General features: G+C 61.4%; 23 protein-coding genes. 7 read left to right on the top strand and 16 right to left on the bottom strand.

Annotated features, from left to right (window positions below):
• Nucleotides 1–216: 216 nt before the first annotated feature.
• Entirely contained in the window at nucleotides 217–2,862 is a 2,646-nt protein-coding gene (gene ppc, locus LQ249_RS07475) for a phosphoenolpyruvate carboxylase (RefSeq protein ID WP_046384485.1), read from the bottom strand.
• A 198-nt stretch (nucleotides 2,863–3,060) separates the two neighbouring features.
• On the opposite strand from ppc, the gene LQ249_RS07470 reads away from it, so the two are divergent.
• The 3 genes from LQ249_RS07470 (at nucleotide 3,061) to LQ249_RS07460 (ending at nucleotide 4,957) form a co-directional block, all read left to right on the top strand.
• Complete coding sequence (locus LQ249_RS07470; protein ID WP_017844706.1) at nucleotides 3,061–3,405, top strand: hypothetical protein; 345 nt, start codon at nucleotides 3,061–3,063, stop codon at nucleotides 3,403–3,405.
• Nucleotides 3,406–3,689: 284 nt separating this feature from the next.
• Nucleotides 3,690–4,115 carry a DUF4398 domain-containing protein gene (locus tag LQ249_RS07465; RefSeq protein ID WP_026139763.1) on the top strand — a complete coding sequence of 142 codons (426 nt, stop codon included), beginning with the start codon at nucleotides 3,690–3,692 and terminating at the stop codon, nucleotides 4,113–4,115.
• Nucleotides 4,116–4,171: 56 nt separating this feature from the next.
• Nucleotides 4,172–4,957, top strand: coding sequence for an OmpA family protein (locus LQ249_RS07460; protein ID WP_017844704.1), 786 nt, complete (start codon nucleotides 4,172–4,174; stop codon nucleotides 4,955–4,957).
• Nucleotides 4,958–5,004: 47 nt separating this feature from the next.
• Here LQ249_RS07460 and LQ249_RS07455 read toward each other — a convergent pair whose 3' ends face one another.
• The 15 genes from LQ249_RS07455 to LQ249_RS07385 form a co-directional block, all read right to left on the bottom strand.
• A complete protein-coding gene (locus LQ249_RS07455; RefSeq protein ID WP_046384486.1) occupies nucleotides 5,005–5,355 on the bottom strand; it encodes a hypothetical protein in 351 nt (116 codons plus the stop codon).
• A 119-nt stretch (nucleotides 5,356–5,474) separates the two neighbouring features.
• A complete protein-coding gene (locus LQ249_RS07450) occupies nucleotides 5,475–5,801 on the bottom strand; it encodes a hypothetical protein (RefSeq protein WP_017844702.1) in 327 nt (108 codons plus the stop codon).
• Nucleotides 5,798–6,703, bottom strand: coding sequence for an alpha/beta hydrolase (locus LQ249_RS07445; RefSeq protein WP_108525947.1), 906 nt, complete (start codon nucleotides 6,701–6,703; stop codon nucleotides 5,798–5,800). The genes LQ249_RS07450 and LQ249_RS07445 overlap by 4 nt, the downstream gene beginning before the upstream one ends.
• Nucleotides 6,704–6,809: 106 nt before the next feature.
• Nucleotides 6,810–8,087 carry a flavohemoglobin expression-modulating QEGLA motif protein gene (locus tag LQ249_RS07440; RefSeq protein ID WP_017844700.1) on the bottom strand — a complete coding sequence of 426 codons (1,278 nt, stop codon included), beginning with the start codon at nucleotides 8,085–8,087 and terminating at the stop codon, nucleotides 6,810–6,812.
• 21 nt (nucleotides 8,088–8,108) lie between these two features.
• Nucleotides 8,109–8,657 carry a hypothetical protein gene (locus LQ249_RS07435; RefSeq protein ID WP_017844699.1) on the bottom strand — a complete coding sequence of 183 codons (549 nt, stop codon included), beginning with the start codon at nucleotides 8,655–8,657 and terminating at the stop codon, nucleotides 8,109–8,111.
• A 15-nt stretch (nucleotides 8,658–8,672) separates the two neighbouring features.
• Entirely contained in the window at nucleotides 8,673–9,389 is a 717-nt protein-coding gene (locus LQ249_RS07430; protein WP_017844698.1) for a TetR/AcrR family transcriptional regulator, read from the bottom strand.
• Nucleotides 9,390–9,495: 106 nt separating this feature from the next.
• Nucleotides 9,496–10,998, bottom strand: a complete 1,503-nt coding sequence (gene lysS, locus LQ249_RS07425) for a lysine--tRNA ligase (protein WP_046490136.1) — start codon at nucleotides 10,996–10,998, stop codon at nucleotides 9,496–9,498.
• A 70-nt stretch (nucleotides 10,999–11,068) separates the two neighbouring features.
• Nucleotides 11,069–12,164, bottom strand: a protein-coding gene (gene prfB, locus LQ249_RS07420; protein WP_098100956.1) for a peptide chain release factor 2 whose coding sequence is annotated in 2 segments (ribosomal slippage) — nucleotides 11,069–12,091 and nucleotides 12,093–12,164 — 1,095 coding nt in all. Because the reading frame shifts where the segments join, the coding sequence is not laid out codon by codon here.
• A 240-nt stretch (nucleotides 12,165–12,404) separates the two neighbouring features.
• Nucleotides 12,405–13,406 (bottom strand): response regulator, encoded by a 1,002-nt coding sequence (locus LQ249_RS07415; protein ID WP_017844695.1) that lies wholly within the window; start codon nucleotides 13,404–13,406, stop codon nucleotides 12,405–12,407.
• Nucleotides 13,407–13,457: 51 nt separating this feature from the next.
• Nucleotides 13,458–14,468, bottom strand: a complete 1,011-nt coding sequence (locus tag LQ249_RS07410; RefSeq protein ID WP_046384489.1) for a chemotaxis response regulator protein-glutamate methylesterase — start codon at nucleotides 14,466–14,468, stop codon at nucleotides 13,458–13,460.
• Nucleotides 14,465–16,747: a hybrid sensor histidine kinase/response regulator gene (locus LQ249_RS07405; protein WP_232566335.1), complete on the bottom strand. Its 2,283-nt coding sequence runs from the start codon at nucleotides 16,745–16,747 to the stop codon at nucleotides 14,465–14,467. Before LQ249_RS07405 ends, LQ249_RS07410 begins: the two co-directional genes overlap by 4 nt.
• On the bottom strand, nucleotides 16,744–17,445 hold the full coding sequence (locus LQ249_RS07400) for a chemotaxis protein CheW (RefSeq protein WP_046384491.1): 702 nt from the start codon (nucleotides 17,443–17,445) through the stop codon (nucleotides 16,744–16,746). The genes LQ249_RS07405 and LQ249_RS07400 overlap by 4 nt, the downstream gene beginning before the upstream one ends.
• Complete coding sequence (locus LQ249_RS07395; protein WP_057004708.1) at nucleotides 17,438–18,697, bottom strand: CheR family methyltransferase; 1,260 nt, start codon at nucleotides 18,695–18,697, stop codon at nucleotides 17,438–17,440. The genes LQ249_RS07400 and LQ249_RS07395 overlap by 8 nt, the downstream gene beginning before the upstream one ends.
• Nucleotides 18,694–19,206: a chemotaxis protein CheW gene (locus LQ249_RS07390; RefSeq protein ID WP_057004707.1), complete on the bottom strand. Its 513-nt coding sequence runs from the start codon at nucleotides 19,204–19,206 to the stop codon at nucleotides 18,694–18,696. The genes LQ249_RS07395 and LQ249_RS07390 overlap by 4 nt, the downstream gene beginning before the upstream one ends.
• Nucleotides 19,206–20,828 carry a methyl-accepting chemotaxis protein gene (locus LQ249_RS07385; protein ID WP_046384494.1) on the bottom strand — a complete coding sequence of 541 codons (1,623 nt, stop codon included), beginning with the start codon at nucleotides 20,826–20,828 and terminating at the stop codon, nucleotides 19,206–19,208. The genes LQ249_RS07390 and LQ249_RS07385 overlap by 1 nt, the downstream gene beginning before the upstream one ends.
• A 216-nt stretch (nucleotides 20,829–21,044) precedes the next feature.
• Here LQ249_RS07385 and LQ249_RS07380 point away from each other — a divergent pair, with 216 nt between their 5' ends.
• The 4 genes from LQ249_RS07380 (at nucleotide 21,045) to LQ249_RS07365 (ending at nucleotide 25,432) form a co-directional block, all read left to right on the top strand.
• Nucleotides 21,045–22,490, top strand: coding sequence for a PAAR domain-containing protein (locus tag LQ249_RS07380; protein WP_232566334.1), 1,446 nt, complete (start codon nucleotides 21,045–21,047; stop codon nucleotides 22,488–22,490).
• A complete protein-coding gene (locus LQ249_RS07375; RefSeq protein WP_169864432.1) occupies nucleotides 22,487–23,104 on the top strand; it encodes a hypothetical protein in 618 nt (205 codons plus the stop codon). Before LQ249_RS07380 ends, LQ249_RS07375 begins: the two co-directional genes overlap by 4 nt.
• A gap of 274 nt (nucleotides 23,105–23,378) precedes the next feature.
• Nucleotides 23,379–24,824, top strand: coding sequence for a PAAR domain-containing protein (locus LQ249_RS07370; protein WP_232566333.1), 1,446 nt, complete (start codon nucleotides 23,379–23,381; stop codon nucleotides 24,822–24,824).
• Complete coding sequence (locus LQ249_RS07365) at nucleotides 24,821–25,432, top strand: hypothetical protein (RefSeq protein ID WP_057005795.1); 612 nt, start codon at nucleotides 24,821–24,823, stop codon at nucleotides 25,430–25,432. The genes LQ249_RS07370 and LQ249_RS07365 overlap by 4 nt, the downstream gene beginning before the upstream one ends.
• Nucleotides 25,433–25,457 lie beyond the last annotated feature (25 nt).

Genomic DNA, 25,457 nt, shown 5'->3' with positions numbered 1-25,457 from the left:
AAAATGTGGGTCCAGGCCGCCCAAACGGCCAAAGGCTGATCAAGATACACAGCAGGCCTTAACCACACAAGCCGCCAAAAGTAGGAAAAACCCGCACCACACATGCGTCATAGGAGAGGTGTGCCTGAGTGCAACCCGCCCCCCTAAACGCCGACCGCCCTGTTAAGGACGGCCGTCGTGGGTTATCTGCAAGCCGTTGAGCACACGCAAAAAACCTCAGCCTGTATTGCGCAAGCCGGCGGCGATACCGGCCACGGACACCAGCAACGCCTGTTCCAGAGGGCTGTCCTGTGCCGCTTCCTGGCGACGCGAGCGCGCCAGCAATTCGGCCTGCAACAGGTGCAAGGGGTCGAGGTAGGTGTTGCGCAGGCGGATGAACTCCAGGGTGTCCGGGCTATGGGCCAGCAGTTGCGACTGGCCAGTCAGGCCAAGCACCACCTGGCAGGCCTGCGACAATAGGTCGCGTAAATGCGCGCCCAACGGCAACAGCTCGGGCTGTACCAGGCGCTCGTCATAGAGCCGCGCGATATCGGCATCGGCCTTGGCCAGCACCATTTCCAGCATATCGATGCGGGTGCGGAAGAACGGCCATTGCTCGCGCATCTGCCCCAGCAACTCGCCTTCCCCGCGCTCCAGCGCCTTGCTCAACGCCGCTTCCCAGCCGAGCCAGGCGGGCAGCATCAGGCGGGTCTGGGTCCAGCCGAAGATCCACGGGATCGCCCGCAGGCTTTCAATACCACCGGCACGGCGTTTGGCCGGGCGACTGCCCAAGGGCAGGCGCCCCAGCTCCTGCTCCGGGGTGGACTGGCGGAAATACTCGACGAATTGCGGATTTTCCCGCACCACCGCGCGGTAGGCGCTGACGCCGTCCGCTGCCAATTCATCCATCAAATGGCGCCAGTCCGGCTGCGGTGGTGGCGGCGGCAACAACGTCGCTTCCAACACCGCCGCCAGGTACAGATTGAGGTTCTGCTCGGCGATGTCCGGCAGGCCGAATTTGAAGCGGATCATTTCGCCTTGTTCAGTGGTGCGGAACCGCCCCGCCACCGAGCCCGGCGGTTGCGACAGAATCGCCGCGTGGGCCGGGCCGCCGCCTCGTCCGACGGTGCCGCCGCGACCATGGAACAACAGCAGTTCCACCTGTTGCTCGCGACAGATATCCACCAGACGTTCCTGCGCCCGGTACTGCGCCCAGGCGGCGGCGGTGGTGCCGGCGTCCTTGGCCGAGTCCGAGTAGCCGATCATCACTTCCTGCGGGCCTTGCAGCCGTGCGCGGTAACCCGGCAGCAGCAACAGTTTTTCGATCACCGGGCCGGCGTTGTCCAGGTCGGCCAGGGTTTCGAACAGCGGCGCCACGCGCATCGGCCGTTGCACGCCCGACTCTTTGAGCAACAGTTGCACCGCCAGCACATCCGACGCGGCGCCGGCCATGGAAATGACATACGAGCCCAGGGACGCGGCCGGGGCGGCGGCGATTTCCCGGCAGGTGTTCAACACCTCGGCGGTATCCGCCGACGGCTTGAAATAGCCCGGCAGCAGCGGTCGACGATTGACCAGTTCCTTCATCAGGAAGCCGATACGCATCTCTTCGTTCCAGTCTTCGTAACGCCCCAGACCGAGGTAATCGGTGATTTCGGTCATCGCCGCGGTGTGGCGGCTGGCGTCCTGGCGCACATCCAGGCGCACCAGGAACAGGCCAAAGGTGACGGCGCGGCGCAGGCAATCGAGCAACGGACCATCGGCGATCACGCCCATGCCGCACTCATGCAGCGACTGGTAGCACAGCTCCAGCGGGTCCAGCAGGTCGCGGTTGTGTTGCAGCACATCCGCCGGTGCCGGGATGGTCGCGCTCAATGCGGCTTGGGCCCATTGGCGGGTCGCCCGCAGGCGATCACGCAGTTGCTTGAGCAGCACGCGATACGGCTCGACGCTGTCGCCGACCTTGGCCTGCAACGCCGGGCTGGCCTGCTGCATCGACAGCTCCGAGGCCAACTGATCGATATCGCGCAAGTACAGATCGGCCGCCATCCAGCGCGCCAGCAGCAAGACTTCGCGGGTGACCGGCGCGGTGACATTCGGGTTGCCGTCACGGTCGCCGCCCATCCACGAGGCGAAGCGAATCGGCGCCGCTTCCAAAGGCAGGCGCAGGCCGGTGGCGGCCTGCAACGCATGGTCGGCCTTGCGCAGGTAATTCGGGATCGCCTGCCATAACGAGTGCTCGATCACCGCGAAGCCCCATTTGGCTTCATCCACGGGCGTGGGCCGGGTACGGCGGATTTCCTCGGTGTGCCAGGCCTCGGCGATCAGCCGTTGCAGGCGCTCGCGGATCTGTTCGCGCTCGGCGGTGGTGAGGTCACGGTGATCCTTCAGCGCCAGTTGCGCGGCAATCGCGTCGTATTTCTGGATCAGGGTGCGACGGGCCACTTCGGTGGGGTGCGCGGTGAGGACCAGCTCGATCTCCAGGCGCCCCAACTGACGGGCCAGGGATTCATTGCTGTGGCCTTCGCGTTGCAGGCGCGCCAACAACTCCGGCAACACCCGCGATTCGAAAGGCGCCGGTTGCGACTCATCGCGCCGATGAATCAACTGATACTGCTCGGCGATGTTGGCCAGGTTGAGGAACTGGTTGAAGGCCCGGGCGACCGGCAACAGTTCGTTTTCCTGCAGTTGGTTCAGACTGGCGCTGAGTTCCTCGCCCGCCGCCTGATCGGCCACCGCGCCACGCCGGTCAGCCTTGGCGCCTTTGCGGATCTGCTCGATCTTGTCGAGAAAATCATCGCCGTACTGCTCTCGAATGGTGTTGCCCAACAGTTCACCCAGCAGGTGAACATCCTCACGCAAGCGTGCATCGATATCACTCATCAGCCAATCTCCAGCCAGAAATCCGGGACGCGCAGGCCTTCCAGAGTGCCGCCCGCGTCACTTTCTGACAAGGCCAAGCACAAACCACTTTAAACCTTGTGGCTTACAGCTAGTCTCATGAGTGAGTCGCCGCGTTTATCCACGCTGGCGGCTGGTCGCTCATCACCGCCCGTTACCCAGGGTTTTATTGAGGTTGCCATGAAAATTCGAGAACTGGCCCAGCATTGGGAAGAAAACGCCAAGGGTCGCCTGACCAAGACGGAGTACGCGATCCATCTGGACGTGGAATCCGCCGCCCGCCTGGCGGCCATTGCGGAGATGTACCCCAAGCGCCACCCCGAAGAATTGCTCGGCGAGCTGATCGGCGCCGCCCTCGAAGAGCTGGAAACCAGCTTTCCGTACATCAAGGGCCAGCATGTGATTGCCACCGACGAAGAGGGTGATCCGTTGTATGAAGACGTTGGCCCCACCCCGCGCTTCCTGACATTGTCGCGCCGCTATCTGCACGACATGTCGGCCGGCGCCGACGAACCGAAGCACTGATCAGCCGTTCTTAAACACCCTCCATCCCGCGTATTTCCGGGCCTCACAAGGGCCCGGCATACCTCTGCGCGCGGCAAAAGTTCAAGCCAAAAAGCACTGACCGATCAGTCAGGTATTTTTTCAGGCCAATAGCCATCTTCTCTGAACTTTTGAAAAAAGCCGCAGGTCACAACCAGTAAGCCATCACTTGGAACGGCCGTTTGAATAGGCGTTTCGTGCTTTACCGCCGGGCCCGCAGCCGCTGACCAGTGCGATGGATTTTGATGTTTTTGAGGCGTTATCCAATGGAGTTGAAGACGATGAAGACCAGCACTGCCAAATCCACGTTTAACCACCTGCGCGGGCTCAAACTGGCCGCGTTGGCCATCGGCACTAGCTTCGTCCTGGCGGGCTGCGCTGGCAACCCACCGACCGAGCAATACGCGGTGACTCAGTCTGCGGTCAACAGCGCAGTCAGCGCCGGCGGCACCGAGTTCGCCGCCGTGGAAATGAAGTCGGCCCAGGACAAGCTCAAGCAAGCCGAAATTGCCATGCACGACAAAAACTATGACGAAGCCCGTCGCCTGGCCGAGCAAGCCGAATGGGACGCCCGCGTCGCTGAGCGTAAAGCCCAGGCCGCCAAGGCCGAGCAGGCGGTGAAGGACTCGCAGAAAGCGGTTGATGAACTGCGCAAGGAAGGCATGCGCCCGGCTGCTATCCAACAGAAATAAGCCGCCGCCCCTTGGCTGCATCGCACCTGATATCGAATTGAAAGGACGACACGACTATGCGCAAACAATTGATGATCCCTGCCCTGCTGGCGATGAGCGTTGCTCTGGCAGCATGCTCCACTCCGCCGAACGCGAACCTGGAAAATGCACGGACCAACTTCTCGGCCCTGCAGTCCAACCCGCAAGCCACCAAAGTGGCGGCCCTGGAAACCAAGGACGCCAGCGAATGGCTGGACAAGGCTGACAAGGCTTACCGCGACAAGGAAGACCAGAAGAAAGTCGACCAATTGGCCTACCTGACCAACCAGCGCGTTGAAGTGGCCAAAGACACCATCGCGCTGCGCGAATCCGAAGCCAAACTGAAAAACGCCGGTGACGAGCGCGCCCGCGCCTTGCTCGATGCCCGCGATGCGCAGATCAAGCAACTGCAAGACAGCCTGAACGCCAAGCAGACCGAGCGTGGCACCCTGGTGACCTTTGGTGACGTGCTGTTTGCCACCAACAAGTCCGACCTGAAGTCCAACGGCCTGGTCAACATCACCAAACTGGCGCAGTTCCTGCGCGATAACCCGGACCGTAAAGTGATCGTCGAAGGCTACACCGACAGCACCGGTTCCGACTCGTACAACCAGAGCCTGTCCGAGCGCCGTGCGGCCTCCGTACAGCGCGCACTGGCCCAGCAAGGCGTGGACATTTCGCGCATCGTGACCCAGGGCTATGGCAAGGAATACCCGGTGGCCGATAACGGCAGCGTTTCCGGGCGCGCCATGAACCGCCGCGTTGAAGTGACCATCTCCAACGACAACCAGCCGGTCAAGCCACGTTCGTCCGTCGCTTACTGATCGATGCTGGAAAAAAACCCACCTGAACGGTGGGTTTTTTTTGCCTGTCAGGCGCCGATCTTACGACCGTTGTCGCTGTCCGGCATCATCGCTTCCATGCCTTGGCGCCCGGCCATCATCTTCTTCAGTTTCTCCATATCCAGTTGATCGCCGGAACCGCCAGAGCCCGAGGAATCGCCACCGCCCTGAGCACCGCCACTGCCCTGAGCACCGCCACCGCCTTGAGCACCGCCACCGCCCTGAGCACCGTTGCTGCCTTCCAGTTTCTCCAGAAGCTTCTTGATCAGCTCGGCCCCCATCTTACCCGGCTGCTGCCCAACCTCTTGCAAGCCCCCCTGATCAAGGCTGTTCTGCCCATTGACCATGCCCATTGCTCTATCGAGTGCACTGATAGCCATACCGCTCTCCCGGATTTTTTCGTAAGGATTGTTATCAGCAACGCTGACAAGCCAATCAGTGGCGTCTTACGCAAAACGGTTCCAGAAATTTCAGGCCGGGCGGTACTGCGCGCAACGGTTTATTGCTGCAACTGTGGGGTTTCCTGACCGACGCAACGCACGGCCTGCTTTTTGTTGTTCACCAGCACACCGCTGAGGCCTTTTTGCTCGGTATCGAACATCACCAGCACGCCATCGACGCATTGCGCCACTTGCGCCGCCGGGGTCAGGGAGATCTTGTAGTCCTCGCCGGGCACGGTCTTGAGCATGGTGAAGTCGCTGAGCAGCAACGCGTCTTCCGGTTTGGCGAAATGCAGGTAGCCATAAAACCACAGGCAGCCGACGGTGCCGATGATGGTGCCGATACCGGTGAGGATCAGCGGGATCATGTTGCGTTCTTCGCTCATTGCGGGCTCTCTGATGAGTCAACTTTAGGAATAGGGTAATTCGGAATCTCGCCCAGGCGACGCAGGCCGTTGAAGTGTTGCGGGTCGTCCAGATAACGCAGCATCACAGTTTGCCAGGTCTTGTCGGCAAAGGTCTGCACATGGCCGCCGCGGGTCAGTTGCAACACCCTGGGTGCAGGCGCGGCCTGATACAAGCGGATGCCATTGGACAGCGGCACGATCGGGTCATCGAGGCTGTGGAACAGCAGTTTCGGGACTCCGCTCAACTGGGGCATGCCATTGATCGCACTGTCGGCGTCGGGCACCAGCCAAGACAAGGGCACCTGAAACGGCCATGTTAACCAGGAGGTGCTCAGGGCGAATTGTCCTACATCACGATAACTGGCGGGCACGCCGTCCAGCACCAGGGCCTTGAGGTGGGTCTGCCGCTCGGGGTGGGCCGCCAGGTAATGCACGGCCAGCGCGCCGCCCAGGCTTTGGCCGAGGACGATCAACGGCTGGCCCTGGGTTTCGGGCGCCTTGTCGATCCAGCTGAAAGCCGCGTCGACGTCCTGATAGATCGCCGGCAGCGACGGCTTGCCTTGCGACAGCCCATAGCCGCGATAGTCCAGCAACAGCACTTGATAGCCCTGCTCCGGCAACCACCAACTGCCGCCCAGGTGCCAGGCCAGGTTGCCGCCGTTGCCGTGCAGGTGCAGCACCGTGCCCTTGAGCGGCACTCCCGGCTTGGCCGGCAGCCACCAGGCATGCAGCTTGACGCCATCGGCGGTGGTGAGCGTGACGTCGCGATACGCCAGGTGTGCCTTTTGCGGCGTGAACGGCAAGCCGGGCTCCGGGTAGAACAGCAGGGAGCTGCAGCCGTTCAGTGTGAGTAACAGGCAAAGAATGCCGAGGATTCTCATCCGTTGAAGCCTCGCTGATAGTCGAAATGTTCAGGCGTGTGCAGGTCCAACAAGGTGGGAGCACGCCCCCTCCCACCTTGTTGGACCGGTTGGGTCAGTTCAGCCTTTACAGGATGTTGGAGTAATCCGCCTCGATCCGATCCAGGCTCAAATGGTTGAGGAAGTTGGAGAAACACATCCACGCCGCCAGGGCGTTCATGTCGCGGAACTGCTCCGGCAGGTATTTGGGCGGCACCACCAGGCCTTCGTCGATCAGTTGGCGCAGGGTACGCATGTCTTCCAGGGTGGTCTTGCCGCAGAACAGCAACGGCACTTGTTCCAGCTTGCCTTTGCGCACGGCCAGCTGGATGTAGTTGTAGACCATGATAAAGCCCTTGAGGTAGGACAAATCCTTGGTAAACGGCAGACCGTTCGGCACCGAACCGCGAAACACCCGGCTGGCGTTGCCGTAGCTCTCGGCCATTTCAAAACCTTGCTCGCGGAAGAACTCGAACACCTGCAGGAAATCGGCGCCCTCTTCCACCATGTGGATGGCACGGGTGCGGTTGGTCAGCTTGCGCAAGCGACTCGGGTAGGAGGCGAAGGTGATGATTTCCATCAGGATCGCCAGGCCTTCCTGGGTCACGGTCGACGATGGCGGGCCCTTGGACAGGAAGGTGCAGATCGGCTGGTTCAGGCCGTTGAGGGTGGTGCCCACATGCACCAGGCCTTCATGCACTTCGAGGGCGCGCACGTCGCGCTCGTTGAACATCGCATCGGCGCGGATCTTGATGTAGTCGGCCCCCGCCGCTGCGTCGGCGACGATGCCGTCGGACTCGAACACGCGGATGGTTTCCTCGGCCTCGCCAAACACCTTGTTCAGACGGGTTTGCAGCAGGCTGACCGCGTCCTTGGCGGTGAGGGTCTTGGCCTCGTCCTTCAGGTCGCCACGCACGTCGATATTGTTCAGGTAGTCGGAGAGCATCAGGCCGAGGTCGGCCAGGGTCGGGTCGCCGGCATGGAAGGCATCGGAGGCGGCGCCGTAGAGTTCCTGGGAAATCAGGCCGAAATCCTCGGTGCCGCGCGCTTCGAGCATACGCACCACCATGCGGTACTCCCGGCACATGCGGCGCATGATCTGCCCTACGGGGCTGAACTGGCCGAGGCGGCGGGTGATGTCGCGCTCGATGTTCTGAAACTCCAGCTTCACCGCGCTCGAATCGAACGACAGCGGCCGGTTCAGGTAGTAATCGCGGTCTACCGCGGGCATTGCCTTGCCCTTGGCCTTGAGGAAGCCTTGGCGAATGTTGTCGTCCCATTTCACTGCGTCGAGGACGCGGATCGGTGTTTGCGCCAGCACAATGCGATCGGACAAACTGCGTATCGTCTGCTGGTAATCGTCCACCCGGTACTTCCTCTTTAAACGTTATTTATCCGCACGCCGGTAGCGCGCAGCTTCAACGAACACATCGGCATTGGCCGGGTCATCCAGGTAGGCAAACACCTGGTCCATCGGGCTGTCGACCAGTACGCCGGGGCCTTCCACGGTGTCCACCGTGCTGCCGTGCAACGACCGCTGCCCGATGGCCTGGTGAATTTGCTCGAGGTCGAGGTTATAAACCACCAATTCGTGCGTTTCGTCGAGTTCGAACCCCGCCAGGACGTAATGCCCACCGAGTTTGCCCGGCAACGGCGCCGACAGATACCAGCGATTGCCATGGCGCGAGACGCTGAACACGTACTCATCACGCTGGCCGGGCTTGGCCTGAGGGTAGCTCACGGCTTTGTAGCGGTGTTTGCCGGCGCGGCTGATCTGCAGGTTGAGCGGCTCGCCCCAGGCATTCTTGCTCGTCCATTGGCCCACCAGCGCAGCGGGCGCCGCCTCGCTGGCCGGCAGCGGTTCCTTGAAGGTCACCAGGCAACCGCTGAGGAAGAGGAACGACAAGGCGACGACCGCGACACGCCAGGCTTTCATTGGACACTCCCGGTGTCAGACCGAGGCCAACACCAAATGCATGTAACGCTTGAGGATCTCAAGCATGTCGTCAGCGCTCAGCGGTTCCGCGCCGTCCAGCAGGCCCTGATATTCCATCCGACCGATAATCGCCGTCAACACTTTGGCATCCTGTTGCGGCTCGCGCGAGCCCAATACCTGGAAAAACTGCCCGGTGCCCTGCAACAGGATCTGCTGGTGAGAACGCACCAGCTCGGCCAGGCGCGGGTTGAGCAAGGCTTCCTGGCGAAAGGCCTGTTCGGCCATCAAGTACTCGCGACGATTGCTCAATTGGCGCTGCACGTAATCGGCGGTCAACCGCGCAATGTCATCGGCCAGTTGCGAACGCGACTCCGGGCTGCCATCGCCATACGCGACCATCTCGCGCAACAAGCCTTCGTTACGCACCCACAGCTTGCCCATGAATGCGGCGCTGCGCTCGACGTATTGGGCGAAGGTATCGGTGAGCAGGTCATCGATGTCCTTGAAGTAATAGGTGGTCGCCGACAGGGGCACCCCAGCTTCCGCCGCCACGGCACGGTGACGCACGGCTCGCACGCCATCACGCACCACGATACGCATGGCGGCATCGAGAATATCTTGCCTGCGTTGCTCGCTGCCCCGACGACTGGCCTTGCGGCCCTGGTACTGGACACTTTCAGCCACGGCAGCGGCAATGCCAGCGGCTCCTTCCTGAGCGATTACGCGGTTCACGACACACATCCTTGAAAAGATCAAAACCTGGCGCTGTTTGCTTGACGCTTATTTACGCCACATAAAAAAGCCGCCTTATAAAAGGCGGCTTCGGATTTCGCTACGGTTACGCTTGTGGCCGCATATGCGGGAACAAGATCACGTCGCGGATCGACGGCGAGTTGGTCAGCAACATCACCAGGCGGTCGATGCCGATGCCTTCGCCCGCGGTCGGCGGCATGCCGTACTCCAGGGCGCGCACGAAGTCGGCGTCGTAGTGCATGGCTTCGTCGTCGCCGGCGTCCTTGTCGGCCACCTGGGCCATGAAGCGCTCGGCCTGGTCTTCCGCGTCGTTGAGCTCGGAGTAGGCGTTGGCGATTTCGCGGCCGCCGATGAACAGTTCGAAACGGTCGGTGACGTTCGGGTTGTCATCGTTGCGACGGGCCAGCGGCGACACTTCGAACGGGTACTGGGTAATGAAGTGCGGCTGTTCCAGCTTGTGCTCCACCAGCTCTTCGAAAATCATCACCTGCAGCTTGCCCAGGCCTTCGAAGCCCAGCACCTTGGCGCCGGCTTTCTTGGCGATGGCGCGGGCCTTGTCGATGTCGGTCAGGTCGTCGGCAGTCAACTCAGGGTTGTACTTGAGGATCGAGTCGAACACCGACAGCCGCACGAACGGCTCGCCGAAGTGGAACACCTTGTCGCCATACGGCACGTCGGTGCTGCCCAGGACCAGTTGCGCCAGTTCGCGGAACAGTTCTTCGGTCAGGTCCATGTTGTCTTCGTAGTCGGCGTAGGCCTGGTAGAACTCCAACATGGTGAACTCAGGGTTGTGCCGGGTCGAGACGCCTTCGTTGCGGAAGTTGCGGTTGATCTCGAAGACTTTTTCGAAGCCGCCGACCACGAGGCGCTTGAGGTAAAGCTCCGGCGCGATCCGCAGGTACATGCCCATGTCCAGCGCGTTGTGGTGGGTTTCGAACGGCTTGGCTGCGGCACCACCGGGGATGGTCTGCAGCATCGGCGTTTCCACTTCCAGGAAGTCACGCTTCATCAGGAAGGCGCGGGTGTGGGCAATCACTTGCGAACGCACGCGGAAGGTGTGGCGCACGTCTTCGTTGACGATCAGGTCAACGTAGCGCTGGCGATAACGCTGCTCGGTGTCGGACAGGCCGTGGTGCTTGTCCGGCAGCGGGCGCAGGGATTTGGTCAGCAGGCGCACGCTGGTCATTTCAACGTACAGGTCGCCCTTGCCGGAACGGGCCAGGGTGCCTTCGGCGGCGATGATGTCGCCCAGGTCCCAGGTCTTCACGGCGGCCAGGGTTTCTTCCGGCAGGGTCTTGCGGTTGACGTAGACCTGGATGCGCCCGGACATGTCCTGGATCACCATGAACGAGCCACGGTTGAGCATGATGCGACCTGCCACCTTGACCGGGATCGCAGCCTCTGCCAGCTCTTCCTTGGTCTTGTCCGCGTACTGTTTCTGCAAGTCTTCGCAGTAGGCATCGCGGCGGAAGTCGTTGGGGAAGGCATTGCCCTTGGCGCGCTCGGCAGCAAGCTTTTCCTTGCGCAGGGCGATCAGGGAGTTTTCTTCCTGTTGCAGGGCTTGCGGGTCGAGTTGTTGGTCGCTCATGTCTTTAAATTTTCCATCACAGGTTCGTTGCCCCCGCCACTGACGGGGGACTTGAGGTCGGGCTGGCGGTTTACAGCCCCGATTTCAGGCTGGCTTCCAGGTATTCGTCGATGTCGCCGTCGAGCACCTTGTCGCAGTCGCTGCGTTCGATGTTAGTGCGCAGATCCTTGATCCGCGACGCGTCCAGAACATAGGAACGGATCTGGTGACCCCAGCCGATATCCGACTTGGTGTCTTCCAACGCCTGGGAAGCGGCGTTGCGCTTCTGCATTTCCTGCTCGTACAACTTGGCCCGCAGCATTTTCATGGCGGTGTCCTTGTTCGCGTGCTGGGAACGTTCGTTCTGGCAACTGACCACGGTGTTGGTCGGCACGTGGGTGATACGTACCGCCGAGTCGGTGGTGTTTACGTGCTGGCCACCGGCACCGGAGGAGCGATAGGTGTCGATCCGCAGGTCGGCCGGGTTGATCTCGATTTCCACCTTGTCGTCGATCTCGGGCGAGACGAACACCGCGCAGAACGAGGTGTGGCGGCGATTGCCGGAGTCGAACGGGCTCTTGCGCACCAGGCGATGCACACCGATCTCGGTACGCAGCCAGCCGAAGGCGTATTCACCCTTGATGTGAACGGTGGCGCCTTTGATGCCGGCGACTTCACCGGCCGACAGCTCCATGATGGTCGCGTCGAAACCGCGTTTGTCGGCCCAGCGCAGGTACATGCGCAGCAGGATGTTGGCCCAGTCCTGGGCTTCGGTGCCGCCGGAACCGGCCTGGATGTCCAGGTAGGCGTTGTTCGGGTCCATTTCGTGGCTGAACATGCGGCGGAATTCAAGCTTGGCGAGGTTTTCCTCGAGACGGGCCAGCTCGGCGACGACATCGCCTACCGCGCCTTCGTCGTTTTCTTCGACAGCCATGTCCAGCAGGTCGCGGCAATCGGCCAGACCGGTGTTCAGTTCGTCGAGAGTGTCGACGATCTGCGCCAGCGCTGCGCGCTCGCGGCCCAGTTCCTGGGCGTATTCGGGTTTGTTCCAGACACTCGGATCTTCAAGCTCGCGATTGACTTCGGTCAGACGCTCATGCTTTTGATCGTAGTCAAAGATACCCCCGAATAGTTTCGGAGCGCTCGGACAGGTCCTTGATGGTGTTAAGGATCGGGTTGATTTCCATGGCGGGCAGCACTCGTTGGCGAACTTTTGAAAGCCGACGAGTATAACGACAAACGTGCGCAAACGGCAGTCCGCTTGGCGAAAAGGCAGGTTCAAGAACAGTGAATATCCACTGTGAGAGGGGGCTTGCCCCCGATGGCGGTGTGTCAGCCCTACACCCGGTGACTGTCACACCGCCATCAAGGGGCAAGCCGAGTCGTCGCGCCGCCCCTCGCACATGTGGACCGACACTGGCCTCGGATCACTCGATACCGACTTGATTGCGCCCGTTGTTCTTGGCCGTATACAGCCCCTTGTCCGCCGCCATGATCAACTGGCGGCAATCGGTGCCTTGCACCGGCGTCATGGTCGACAGGCCGATGCTGATGGTCAGGCTCGCACCCTCGGCCGGGGCGATGTGCGGGATTTTCAGGGCGGCGACGGCCATGCGCAGTTTTTCGGCGACCAGCCGTGCGCCACCCGGCGAAGTGTTCGGCAGCACCAGGGCGAACTCTTCGCCGCCGTAGCGCGCCGGCAGGTCCGAAGGCCGGCTGCTAGCTTCGCGGATGCTGGCGGCAACCTTGCGCAGGGCTTCGTCGCCTTCAACGTGGCCGAAGCTGTCGTTGTAGGTCTTGAAGAAGTCCACGTCGATCATCAGCAGCGACAATTGGGTCTGGTCCCGCATGGCGCGGCGCCATTCCAGTTCCAGGTATTCGTCGAAATGCCGGCGGTTGGACAGCCCGGTGAGGCCGTCGGAGTTCATCAGCCGTTGCAGTACCAGATTGGTGTCCAACAGTTGCTGCTGGCTGACGCGCAGCGCGCGATAGGCCGCATCACGCTGCAACAGGGTCATATAGGAGCGCGAGTGATAGCGGATACGCGCCACCAGCTCGATGTTGTCCGGCAGCTTGACCAGATAATCATTGGCGCCGGCCGAAAACGCCGCGCTTTTGATCAGAGGGTCTTCCTTGGTGGAGAGCACGATGATCGGGATGTTCTGCGTGGCCGGGTGGTTGCGGTATTCGCGCACCAGCGTCAGGCCATCCAGGCCGGGCATCACCAGGTCCTGCAGAATCACCGTGGGTTTGATGCGGATCGCCTGGGCGATGGCCTGGTGCGGATCGGCGCAAAAGTGGAAGTCGATGTTTTCTTCATGGGCCAGGCCACGCCGCACGGCTTCGCCGATCATGGCCTGGTCGTCGACCAGCAACACCATGGCGGCATTTTCGTCGGTCTTGATGCCGTCGATCTGTAAATCATTCATCTGCAATCACCTGAATTACTGCCCGCAAACCAGCACCACCGGGGATATTGATCATTTTGCAAATACCTCCAGCAGTCGGGGCGCAATTCTGTCCAGTGGGCGAATTTCAACAGCAGCGTCAATCGCCGCCGCCGCTTTGGGCATGCCATACACCGCCGAACTCTGCTGGTCCTGGGCGATGGTCAGATATCCTTGTTCCCGCATTAATTTGAGCCCCTGGGCTCCGTCGCGACCCATGCCGGTCAGCAGCACGCCGACGGCATCACCATTCCAGTGGCTGGCCACACTTTCGAAAAACACATCGATGGACGGCCGGTAAATCTCGTTCACCGGCTCGGCTGTATAGGCTAGCGTGCCATTTTTCAACAGACGAATGTGGTGATTGGTGCCGGCCAGCAGCACGACCCCGCTTTGTGGCGGCTCCCCCTCGCGGGCCAGGCGCACCGGCAGGCCGGAGGCGCTGCTCAGCCACTCGGCCATGCCGGCGGCGAACACCTGGTCCACATGCTGCACCAGCACGATGGCGGCGGGAAAGTCCCGGGGCAGGCCCTTGAGCAGGACTTCCAGGGCCGCCGGGCCGCCGGCCGAAGAACCGATCGCCACCAGGCTCTGGCGTTTGCCGGTGCTGCGCGGCGGCGCGGTTTCGGCGCGCACACGGCTGCCGCGCTGGCCGATCAGCCAGCCAATATTGAGGATCTTGCGCAACAACGGCGCGGCGGCATCCTTGGGATTGCCGACGCCCAGGGCCGGTGTATCCACCACATCCAGGGCGCCATGGCCCATGGCTTCGAACACCCGGCTGACATTAGCCTGGCGGTCGACGGTGACGATCACAATCGCGCACGGGCTCTCGGCCATGATCCGCCGGGTGGCTTCCACGCCGTCCATCACCGGCATAATCAGGTCCATCAGGATCAGGTCCGGGGTCAATTCGGCGCAACGCTGCACCGCTTCCAGGCCATTACTGGCTACCCACACCACCTGGTGCGCGGGCTCGAAGCTCACGGCGCGGCGTAACGCCTCCACGGCCATGGGCATGTCATTGACGATTGCAATCCTCATGCCCGCGCGCCTCCGATCAGTTCCACTACGGCATCAAGGAGGGCGTCATCGTGGAAACTGGCTTTGGCCAGATAGTAATCGGCGCCGGCGTCGAGTCCACGGCGTCGGTCTTCTTCGCGGTCCTTGTAGGACACCACCATCACCGGCAACGATTGCAGGCGAGCATCCCGGCGCAAGAGTGTGACCAATTCGATCCCGTCCATACGAGGCATATCAATGTCAGTGATGAGCAGGTCGAAGTCCTCGGAACGCAAGGCGTTCCAGCCGTCCATGCCATCGACGGCGACGGCCACTTCATAACCGCGGTTAAGCAGCAATTTACGCTGCAATTCACGCACGGTGAGCGAATCGTCCACCACCAGCACGCGTTTGCGCGGGGCTTCGGCGGCCTGCTGGCTGCGCCGGGCGATACGCTCCAGGCGGCCGGTATTGAGCAGCTTGTCCACCGAGCGCAGCATATCTTCGACGTCGACGATCAACACCACCGAGCCATCGTCCAGCAACGCCCCGGCGGAAATATCCTGGACCTTGCCCAACCGATCATCCAGCGGCAGCACCACCAACGTGCGTTCGCCGATAAAACGCTCCACGGCAATGCCATACACCGCATCGCGCTCGCGGATCACCACCACCTTCAACGTCTCGTCATTACCTTGCCCCGGCGGGCGCTGCAACAGCTGGCTGGCGGCGACCAGGCCGACATGCCGGCCTTCGTGCCAGAAATGCTGGCGGCCTTCGAGCTGCACAATGTCGTCGGGCGCCAGGTCGCACATGCGCTCGATATGCGCCAGCGGGAAGGCATAGGCTTCTTCGCCGACTTCCACCACCAGGCTGCGCACCACCGACAGGGTCAACGGCACTTCCAGATGGAAACGGCTGCCCTGCCCCGCCGCTTGCTCCAGCACCACCGCGCCGCGCAGTTGGCGGACCATATGCTGCACCGCATCCAGGCCGACGCCGCGCCCGGAGACTTCGGTGACCTTGTCGCGCAGGCTGAAGCCCGGCAGGAACAGGAACGTCAGCAACTCTTCCTCGCTGAGGTTCAAGGCGGTTTCCACCGTCGACAGATGCCGATCAACGATCGTGCCACGCAGGCGTTCGAGGTCGACGCCATTTCCGTCGTCGCTCAGTTCCAGCACCAGCAAACCGGCCTGGTGGGAGGCCCGCAAGCGGATCAAGCCTTCGGCCGGCTTGCCCGCCAGCAGGCGTTGTTCCGGCGTTTCGATGCCGTGGTCGACGGCATTGCGCAATAAGTGGGTGAGCGGCGCTTCGAGCTTCTCCAGCACATCGCGGTCGACCTGGGTCTTTTCGCCCTCGATCTCCAGGCGCACCTGCTTGCCCAGGCTGCGGCCGAGGTCGCGCACCATGCGGACCTGGCCGGCGAGCACATCGGCAAACGGGCGCATGCGACAGGCCAGCGCGGTGTCGTAAAGCACCTGGGCGCGTTGCCCGGCCTGCCAGCCGAACTCATCGAGTTCAGCGGTTTTTTCCGCCAGCAGGGCTTGGGCTTCGCTCAGCAAGCGGCGGGCATCGGCCAGGGACTCCTGGGCTTCCAGGCTCAAGTCGAGGCTCTTGAGGTGACCATCGAGGTGGTCCAGCGCACGCACACCGTTACCCTGCACACGCTTGAGGCGTTGCAGGCTGGCCAGGTATGGCTTGAGTCGCTGGGTTTCGACCAGGGATTTGCTCGACAGGTCCAGCAGGCTGTTCAAACGCTCGGCGGTCACACGCAGTACGCGCTCGCCGCCTTCGGTCATGCGCTTGTTCTGACGCAGCGGTTCGTTGCCGAGGGACAGCGCAGGCTCGGGTTCGGCGGGCAGCGCTTCAATCAGCGGGGCGGGCGCTGGGGCAGGCGCGGGCGGCGGCGGCGCCACCTTGGCGGTGGGCGGCGACGGGTCGAGCAGGCGCTCCATCAAGGCCACATACGCCTCGACATCCGCCGGCCCCACGGTATTGCCCGGCGTGGCGATACGCATCAGCAGGTCGGTGCCTTGCAACAGCGCGTCGATGTGTTCCGGCTGCAGATACAGGCGACTTTCCTGGGCGCTGACCAGGCAATCCTCCATGACATGGGACACGCTGACCCCGGCGTCCACCCCGACAATCCGCGCCGCGCCTTTGAGCGAGTGCGCGGCGCGCATGCAGGCTTCGAGCTGGTCGGCCTGGGTCGGGTTGCGCTCCAGGGCCAGCAGGCCCGCGCTCAGTATCTGGGTCTGGGCATCGGCTTCCAGACTGAACAATTCCAGCAGCGAGGCATCGCGCATCTGGTCGGGGGTCATGTGAGGCTCCGGGTCACGGCAGACAGCAACTGAGCCTCGTCCAGCCAACGCAGGCTACGGCCCTTCCACTGCAACACGCCCTGAGTGAAGCGGCCGCTGGCCTGGGTGCCGGAGGCTGATGCCGCCGTCAAAGTACGCTCATCGATGGCATGGATACCGTCGACTTCATCCACCGGCACCACCACCGGGCCATCCTGCGCGGCGATGATCAACATGCGCGGCATGATGCGCCCGCCCGGCGTGCCGTGGTTGATGGCGTCCAGGCCCAACAGCTCGACCAGCGACAGGCACGCCACCAGCGCGCCGCGCACGTTCGCCACGCCAAGCAACGCGCGGGAACGTTGGTGCGGCAGGGAATGGATCGGGTGCAGGGTTGCCACTTCCACCAGGCATCGGGTGGCGATCCCCAGCCATTCTTCGCCGAGGCGGAATATCAGCAGGGAACGGGTGACGATGTCTTCGTTCGCCTGGGTATCGGCGACCGGACGATGATCGTCCTGCTGCAACGCATAGCGATCCAGCAAGCGGGTAGCGGCGGCGGAGTACACCGAGCAGTTGCGGCAGTGGATATGGTCCGCCAGCAACGGGCAGGACTTGTCGCCGTGAATGCCGATCCGGTTCCAGCAATCGTCGATGGCCTGGGTGTCGTCCATCGTCAGGGCCAGGCCCGCAGTGTCGAGCGCGTTGGGGCTACTCATGGTTTTTGCTCACTGTCAGCTCGCTACGCGCGGCCCGCGCCTGCAACCGACGCGCCGCCGCAATGTCGCCCTGGGCTTCGAGCAACGCGGCCAGCTGCATCAGGGCCTGCGGATGCTGCGGTTCCAGGTACAAGGCTTTTCGATAAAACCCCTGGGCGTCCAGGGCGTTGCCGGCCACATCGCTGAGCAGCCCCAACCAGTAAAACACCTGGGCGGCCGGCGGGTGTTGACTTAAATAACGCTCGCAGGCGGCACGGGCCTCGGCGCTTTTGCCTTCGTTGGCCAGGGTCGCGATCTGGCTGAGCAGGTCGCCGGCCTCCGACGCTGGCGCCTTGATCGGCACCACCTGGGCATTGAGCGTGCTGAACGGTCGCGGCTTGGGCGGGACCGCTGCGATGCTGCGCCGAGGCGCGGGCGCGGGTATCGGCACGAATATCGGCTCAGGCTTGACCGGCTCGGTGTGCCGGCTGAATGCAAACGACTGCGGCACGCCGATCGAACGCATGCCATGACGCCCCAACAGGCTGCCTTCGGCCGGGCCGATAAACAGCACGCCGTCCACGTGGGTCAGGTTCTTGAGCACGTCGAACACTTGTTTTTGCGTGGGTTGGTCGAAATAGATCAGCAGGTTGCGGCAAAATACAAAGTCGTAGCTCGGCTCATTGGCGAGCAACCCCGGGTCGAGCAGGTTGCCGACTTGCAGGCGCACCTGTTCGCGCACGCGGTCGTCGATGCGATAACCATCGGCCTGCTCGGTGAAGTGGCGGTCGCGAAACTCAAGGTCGCCGCCGCGAAACGAGTTGCGGCCATACACGCCGCGCTGGGCACGCTCCACCGACAGCGGGCTGACGTCCATGCCCTGCACCTTGAACTGGTGCGGCGCCAGGCCGGCATCGAGCAAGGCCATGGCGATCGAATAGGGTTCTTCGCCGGTGGAACAGGGCAGGCTGAGGATGCGCAGCGCGCGCAACTGGTTGATCTCGGCCAGGCGCGCCTTGGCCAGACGGGCCAGGGTCGCAAAGGATTCGGGGTAACGGAAAAACCAGGTCTCGGGCACGATCACCGCTTCGATCAGCGCTTGCTGTTCGTCGTGGGAGTGCTGCAGGTGCTGCCAGTACTCATCCGCCGTGTGGGCCGCGACGGCCTGGCTGCGCTGGCGCACGGCGCGTTCGATGATGGCTTCGCCCACCGAGGCCACGTCCAGGCCAATGCGTTCCTTCAAGAAGGCAAAGAAGCGCGGGTCGTTGCTCATAGGCTCGGCTCGGCAGAAAACAGCAAGGCGCGCACTTCATCGGTGAGCATATCCGCGACGCCGATCCATTGCATCAAGCCCAAGGCATCTTCGCGCACCGGCCCCAGGTAGGGCGCCAGGGGATTGTCCAGGCCGTAGGGTTTGAACTCCGCCGGGTCGCAACGCAGGGTTTCGGTGGCCTGCTCCAGAATCAGTCCCAGCCAACGCGCCTCGAGCCAGGGCTCAGGTTTATAGTTGACCAGCACCAGCCGCGTGCTGGTCCGCGCCTGGGCCGGCTCGCCGAAGGTCAAGGCACTGAGGTCGATGACCGGCACCATCGCGCCACGATGGGCAAAGATACCCGCCACCCACAGCGGTGCATGGGCGATGGGTTTGAGCGGCAGGCGCGGCAGCACTTCGGCCACTTCGGTGGCCTTGAGGGCATACCGTTCGTGACCGATGTGGAACACCAGGAACAACGCCTTTTTCGCTGCCGGGACGACGCCGAGTTTAGCCGCGAGGTCGCTCATCAGACTTTGAAACGCGACACGCCGCTGCGCAGACCGACCGCAACCTGGCTCAGTTCATCAATGGCAAAGCTGGCCTGGCGCAAGGACTCCACCGTCTGGCTGCTGGCATCGCCCAATTGCACCAGCGCGTGGTTGATCTGCTCGGCCCCGGTGGCCTGGGCCTGCATGCCTTCGTTGACCATCAACACCCGCGGCGCCAGGGCCTGGACCTGGTGGATGATCTGCGACAGTTGCTCGCCCACTTGCTGCACCTCGAACATGCCCCGGCGCACTTCTTCGGAGAACTTGTCCATGCCCATCACCCCGGCGGACACCGCCGACTGGATCTCGCGCACCATCTGCTCGATGTCGTAGGTGGCCACGGCGGTCTGGTCGGCCAGGCGGCGCACTTCAGTGGCCACCACGGCAAAACCGCGGCCGTACTCACCGGCCTTCTCGGCCTCGATGGCGGCGTTGAGGGACAACAGGTTGGTCTGGTCGGCAACTTTGACGATGGTCACCACCACCTGGTTGATGTTGCCGGCCTTCTCGTTAAGGATCGCCAGCTTGGCGTTGACCAGCTCAGCCGCGCCCATCACCGAGTGCATGGTTTCTTCCATGCGCGCCAGGCCTTGCTGGCCGGAACCGGCGGCGACCGAGGCCTGGTCGGCGGCAGTGGAGACTTCGGTCATGGTACGGACCAAGTCCTTGGAAGTGGCGGCGATCTCCCGCGAAGTAGCGCCGATCTCAGTGGTAGTTGCCGCGGTTTCCGTGGCCGTGGCCTGTTGTTGCTTGGAGGTGGCGGCAATCTCGGTGACCGAGGTAGTCACCTGCACCGACGAACGCTGGGCCTGGGACACCAGGGCGGTCAGTTCGGTCATCATGTCGTTGAAGCCGGTTTCGACCGCGCCGAATTCGTCCTTGCGCTCCAGGTTCAAGCGCTTGCTCAGGTCACCGGTACGCATGACGTCGAGGATCTCGACGATACGCTGCATCGGCGCCATGATTGCGCGCATCAACAGCAGACCGCACAGGCCAGCGGCGAAGATGGCGATGATCAGCGAAACCGCCATGCTGAGCTTGGCCGACATCACCGACTCGTCGATGGCCGATGTGGCGCGGTCAGACACGCTCTTGTTTTCGGTGATGATGTCATTGAGCTTCATGCGCCCTTCGGTCCAGATCGGCGTCAATTGCTCTTCGACCAGCACGCTCGCACCCGGCAAATCATTGGCTTCAATGCGCGCCAGCACCTCGGCGAGGGCCTTGTTGTAGTTGATATGCGCCGCCTTGAAGTTATCGAACTCCATGCGATCAGCCTGGCTGTTGACGGTTTTTTCGTAATTGGCCATCTGCTGTTCAATACGCGCTTCGAAAGACTTGAAGTCCGTCTTATCGGCACTGGTGAGGGTTTTATCTGCGCGCAGGCCGATGATATCGATGGTCAGCAGATAGCTGTCGACCCATGCGCTGCGGATCATCGAACTGAGGTAAACCCCCGGTACCGCATCGTCCCGGACCGATTCCTGGCTGGCTTCGATCTTCAGCAACCGCGAGTAGGACACCACAACCATCAGCAGCATGATCGCGACAATGACCGCAAAGCTCGCCAAAATCCGCTGGCGCAAGGTCCAATTCTTCACAGTGTTTCCTCGAAGAGCCATTCAAATGGGGGGGAGTATAGCTGAGCACAAGCCTTCATTTATCAATGGGTTTCGACGTGGTGCCCACAGAATGCAAAAACATCCCCGAGGGTAATTACAGAACCAACCTACAAAAACCCGCGAAGCGTCCGACTACCGGGCTTTTCTCGCCGAGCCTAGCGTGCTGGTCCCTGCGAACAAAAGGACATCGCTGGCATGCGCCGCTATTTGATTACCCGAGGAGCCAAGACCACCGCTGGCGGGACCGTCGTCGGCGGTTTGACGGGCTTTCGCATCACCCAAGTGGACATCGCCCTTGAAGGTCATGAGGTGCTTTGCCCGGTGTGCAAAACCACCGGGGTCATAGTTTGTGTTGGCCCGCGCTTGGAGCAGTGGGCACGAGGGCGACGGGTGGCGCTCTCGGACGATCTCTGCCGCTGTAAATGCGACCCGCCCCCTCGCTTGCTGGCCGACCAGTTCGAGCGGTTTCAGACCCTTATCGCCGAAGACTCCGCGGTACACCGCCGAAGCGCGACTGCATCGGAAGCGCCAGCACCAACACCCGCGAAAAAACCCACCCCGAGCTCAACGCCTTCCGCTTTCAGCGAAATACTCGAGTCAGCCTGCGAGCGCAATTGGCGCTTCTACCAGAAGCAGGCAGAAGACGTGATCGCCCCCGGCGGCAAGCTGATCGCCGACCCCAGGTTGCGCAACCGGCTCATCAACTCGGCGTATGCCCAGCTCTGGCGCCTCGATAACCGTTTTCAGTGGGCTGGCCTTGCGGCGTTTGCCTCCAAGCAAGTGGGGTGCGGTTTGCTGCACGCGGCAGAATCCATCGAGAAAATTCAGGCGGAATTTGAAGCGGCGGAGCAATTGCGAAAGAGTGCCCGGAAAGGGGTTTGGGGGTTGTTCAGCGCCGAGGAGCGTGAACGGCAGGCAAAGCTGCGGGAGTACGAGCGGCGCCTGCGGGAGTATGAACAGGCCAGCCGTAATAACCCGGTGCCTGATGTTGATTGGCGGCGCGAGGGTGAACCGCTATCGAGCGTGCAACAGCTTTATCAACATGTGTACGAGATGATGGCGATGGGCAATACCACGCTGTTTTTGGATGTGTTTCCGTTGCATGCGTTTTATAAGGAGCGGGGGTTGGGGTTGTTGGAGAGATGTTTACCGCTACGCAGAAAGATTCATGGCAATGGTCAGTCTCCGGTGCTGTGGCCGGTGGGGCACGAGAGGCTTGAGTTCGGTACCAACCATAGGGAAATCCTACGTTCTTTCAGGGCTATTGACGCTGGCAACATTGCGGAGGGTGTTGAGCATCTGGCTCGTCACGAACAGAAAAACATTCTTCAACCGACAATGTACAACGATCTGAAATTGATAACTCTGTTGCGTGCCAACCATCTTTCCTACGTCACAGATATACCGTCCGGGGCCGCGCAAGCCATCGAACTGACACTTGCCAGCCAATGCCACCCTGCAGATGAAAGACGCACGATCGCCTTTAGTAACAATCCATTCGCCAACTTGGCCGATATCAATCAGCGTATGGCGTTCGTCCTCAAGGTCGCCGCGCAGTTTGACGACCTGCTACATAGCACCGAGCGAAATCGCATAGAACAGGCGATTGAAGCCATCGCCGAAGGCCGGGATGTTCGATGAGTAGGCTCACGGAGGTGAGCTGGCAGGGCATCGCACCCGTGCTGTTCGCTGCCGCGTTACTGGCGGGAATAACAATGCGTTTTTTCGCCGACGAGCCAGAAGTCGCATTGATGCTTGGAGAACCTTGGGAGGACATGCGCAAGCGCTCCAGCGCCGCCATTGACCCCGCAATTCCTGGGCATCATTGGTTCAGGCTTCCCAAAACCGATGCTCGCCTTCAATTCATCGACCCTGAATATGCGTTCACGACCCCGTTGTCCCGCTTCTTCACCGTGGACTTCGACAGCGATCAGCGGGTTAGCGGCATTCGTATGTCCCCTCAAATCGAACCACTGCTACTCAATGATGCCCTCAAGGTTGTATTGGATCTACAAGAGCAATGGCGCAAAGGCGGCTGGGTCTCCATCCGAGCCAAATATGATCCCCCCTTTGCTGACACACCAGAATGGCGCGCCCAATTGCAGGACCCGTACCAGGGAGGGACCTCATACTGGCAGGCTGGAAATAAATACCAAGTGATGCTGGTCGCCCATCGATTCAAGGATGACCGGCACCCCAATGAGGAGCGTTATCTGATCACGCTGAACCTGGGCGAGCCGTGGGTGCGCCCATGAATCTACATTCAGGCTGTCGGGGTATCGGATGTGGACTGATCATTGTTGCGCTATTACTGGGGAGGCTAAGTTTTTTCAGCATAGAGCCATAAATTGCGTTGATGCTCAGCGAGCGCAGGGAGGACAGGTTTCGATGCGCTGCCCACAGAATGCAAAAACATCCCGAAGGGTAATTACAGAACCAACCTACAAAAACCCGCGAAGCGTCCGACTACCGGGCTTTTCTCGCCGAGCCTAGCGTGCTGGTCCCTGCGAACAAAAGGACATCGCTGGCATGCGGCGCTATTTGATTACCCGAGGAGCCAAGACCACCGCTGGCGGGACCGTCGTCGGCGGTTTGACGGGCTTTCGCATCACCCAAGTGGACATCGCCCTTGAAGGTCATGAGGTGCTTTGCCCGGTGTGCAAAACCACCGGAATCATAGTCTGTGTTGGCCCGCGCCTGGAGCAGTGGGCACGAGGGCGACGGGTGGCGCTCTCGGACGATCTCTGCCGCTGTAAATGCGACCCGCCCCCTCGCTTGCTGGCCGACCAGTTCGAGCGGTTTCAGACCCTTATCGCCGAAGACTCCGCGGTACACCGCCGAAGCGCGACTGCATCGGAAGCGCCAGCACCAACACCCGCGAAAAAACCCACCCCGAGCTCAACGCCTTCCGCTTTCAGCGAAATACTCGAGTCAGCCTGCGAGCGCAATTGGCGCTTCTACCAGAAGCAGGCAGAAGACGTGATCGCCCCCGGCGGCAAGCTGATCGCCGACCCCAGGTTGCGCAACCGGCTCATCAACTCGGCGTATGCCCAGCTCTGGCGCCTCGATAACCGTTTTCAGTGGGCGGGCCTTGCGGCGTTTGCCTCCAAGCAAGTGGGGTGCGGCTTGCTGCACGCGGCAGAATCCATCGAGAAAATTCAGGCGGAATTTGAAGCGGCGGAGCAATTGCGAAAGAGTGCCCGGAAAGGGGTTTGGGGGTTGTTCAGCACAGAGGAGCGTGAACGGCAGGCAAAGCTGCGGGAGTACGAGCGGCGCCTGCGGGAGTATGAACAGGCCAGCCGTAATAACCCGGTGCCTGATGTTGATTGGCGGCGCGAGGGTGAACCGTTATCGAGCGTGCAACAGCTTTATCAACATGTGTACGAGATGATGGCGATGGGCAATACCACGCTGTTTTTGGATGTGTTTCCGTTGCATGCGTTTTATAAGGAGCGGGGGTTGGGGTTGCTTGAGACCTGCCTGTCCTCGCGCCAGAACATTTTTGAGGATGGGCTGCAGCGGGTGTTGTGGCCGGTGGGGCAGGAAAATTTAAGGTTTGGGCTTGACCACGACTACATTCTGCAAGCCTTTCAGGCCATTGACGAAGGAAATATCGCCGAAAGTGTTAAGTATCTGGCTTGGCATGAACAGCAAAATATCCTTCAGCCAACCATGTATACCGACCAAAAATTAGTGGCTCTGCTACGTAGCAACCATCTTTCATACGTCACGGGCATACCGTCCGGAGTCGCGCAAGCCATTGAGCTAACGCTGGCAAGCCAATGCCGCTCTGTTGATGACGGCAGGACCATTGAGTTCAGCAACAACCCCATCGCCAACTTGGCCGATATCGATCAACGCATGACCTTCGTGCTCAAGGCCGCCGCGCAATTTGACAAGCTGTTAAATAGCGGTGAGCGGCATCGAATCGAACAAGCGCTGGATGATGTCGCTGCAGGTCGGGGCATGCGATGAACCGGCTCTCACAAGTAAACTGGCGACATGCCGCACTTGTATTGTTCGCTGCCGTACTACTGGTGGGGATGATACGTTTCTTCACCAGTACGCCAGAAATCGCACTGATGCTTGGGGAGCCTTGGGAAGACATGCGTCAGCGCTCCAGTGCAGCAATCGCCCCTGCTATTCCCGGAGAAATATGGGGGAGGCTACCAAAGTCCGATGCGCGCCTACGCTTTATAGACCCTCAATATGGATTCGTTACCCCGCCTGCCCGCTTCCTCGCGGTAAGTTTCGACAAGGAGCGCGTTGGTAGTATCCGCATGTCCCCCCAAATCGAACCGCTATTGCTCGATGACACCCTCAACGTCGTGCTGTATTTGCAAAAACAATGGAGCAATGCCGGCTGGCTGCCCATCCGAGTCGCCTCCAACCCTCCATTCGCCGACACACCTGAATGGCGTGCTCGATTGCGAAATGTGAACCGGGGTGGCAAGTCTTACTGGCGGGCAGAAAACAAATACCAAGTCATGTTGGTAGTTGGGCGCTTCAAGGACTATCGGCATCCCACAGAAGAGCGGTACCTCATTACACTGGAATTATCCAGGCCGTGGGGGCTGCCATAAATAGATTTGTTAAATCGTTTCCACA

The organism is Pseudomonas sp. 7-41, assembly GCF_021233075.1.
Taxonomy (GTDB): Bacteria; Pseudomonadota; Gammaproteobacteria; order Pseudomonadales; family Pseudomonadaceae; genus Aquipseudomonas; species Aquipseudomonas veronii.
Note: the sequence above shows the minus strand (reverse complement) of the source record. Positions and strands in the feature narration are given on the sequence as shown.

Coding starts and splice junctions, on each gene's coding strand:
- LQ249_RS07445 (WP_108525947.1), bottom strand. CDS start 6,703: ATGAGAATCCTCGGCATTCTTTGCCTGTTACTCACACTGAACGGCTGC.
- LQ249_RS07410 (WP_046384489.1), bottom strand. CDS start 14,468: ATGAGGATTGCAATCGTCAATGACATGCCCATGGCCGTGGAGGCGTTA.
- LQ249_RS07375 (WP_169864432.1), top strand. CDS start 22,487: ATGAGTAGGCTCACGGAGGTGAGCTGGCAGGGCATCGCACCCGTGCTG.
- LQ249_RS07400 (WP_046384491.1), bottom strand. CDS start 17,445: ATGAGTAGCCCCAACGCGCTCGACACTGCGGGCCTGGCCCTGACGATG.
- LQ249_RS07380 (WP_232566334.1), top strand. CDS start 21,045: ATGCGCCGCTATTTGATTACCCGAGGAGCCAAGACCACCGCTGGCGGG.
- LQ249_RS07365 (WP_057005795.1), top strand. CDS start 24,821: ATGAACCGGCTCTCACAAGTAAACTGGCGACATGCCGCACTTGTATTG.
- LQ249_RS07455 (WP_046384486.1), bottom strand. CDS start 5,355: ATGGCTATCAGTGCACTCGATAGAGCAATGGGCATGGTCAATGGGCAG.
- LQ249_RS07435 (WP_017844699.1), bottom strand. CDS start 8,657: ATGAAAGCCTGGCGTGTCGCGGTCGTCGCCTTGTCGTTCCTCTTCCTC.
- LQ249_RS07395 (WP_057004708.1), bottom strand. CDS start 18,697: ATGAGCAACGACCCGCGCTTCTTTGCCTTCTTGAAGGAACGCATTGGC.
- LQ249_RS07405 (WP_232566335.1), bottom strand. CDS start 16,747: ATGACCCCCGACCAGATGCGCGATGCCTCGCTGCTGGAATTGTTCAGT.
- LQ249_RS07470 (WP_017844706.1), top strand. CDS start 3,061: ATGAAAATTCGAGAACTGGCCCAGCATTGGGAAGAAAACGCCAAGGGT.
- LQ249_RS07450 (WP_017844702.1), bottom strand. CDS start 5,801: ATGAGCGAAGAACGCAACATGATCCCGCTGATCCTCACCGGTATCGGC.
- LQ249_RS07390 (WP_057004707.1), bottom strand. CDS start 19,206: ATGAGCGACCTCGCGGCTAAACTCGGCGTCGTCCCGGCAGCGAAAAAG.
- LQ249_RS07460 (WP_017844704.1), top strand. CDS start 4,172: ATGCGCAAACAATTGATGATCCCTGCCCTGCTGGCGATGAGCGTTGCT.
- ppc (WP_046384485.1), bottom strand. CDS start 2,862: ATGAGTGATATCGATGCACGCTTGCGTGAGGATGTTCACCTGCTGGGT.
- LQ249_RS07370 (WP_232566333.1), top strand. CDS start 23,379: ATGCGGCGCTATTTGATTACCCGAGGAGCCAAGACCACCGCTGGCGGG.
- LQ249_RS07415 (WP_017844695.1), bottom strand. CDS start 13,406: ATGAATGATTTACAGATCGACGGCATCAAGACCGACGAAAATGCCGCC.
- lysS (WP_046490136.1), bottom strand. CDS start 10,998: ATGAGCGACCAACAACTCGACCCGCAAGCCCTGCAACAGGAAGAAAAC.
- LQ249_RS07465 (WP_026139763.1), top strand. CDS start 3,690: ATGGAGTTGAAGACGATGAAGACCAGCACTGCCAAATCCACGTTTAAC.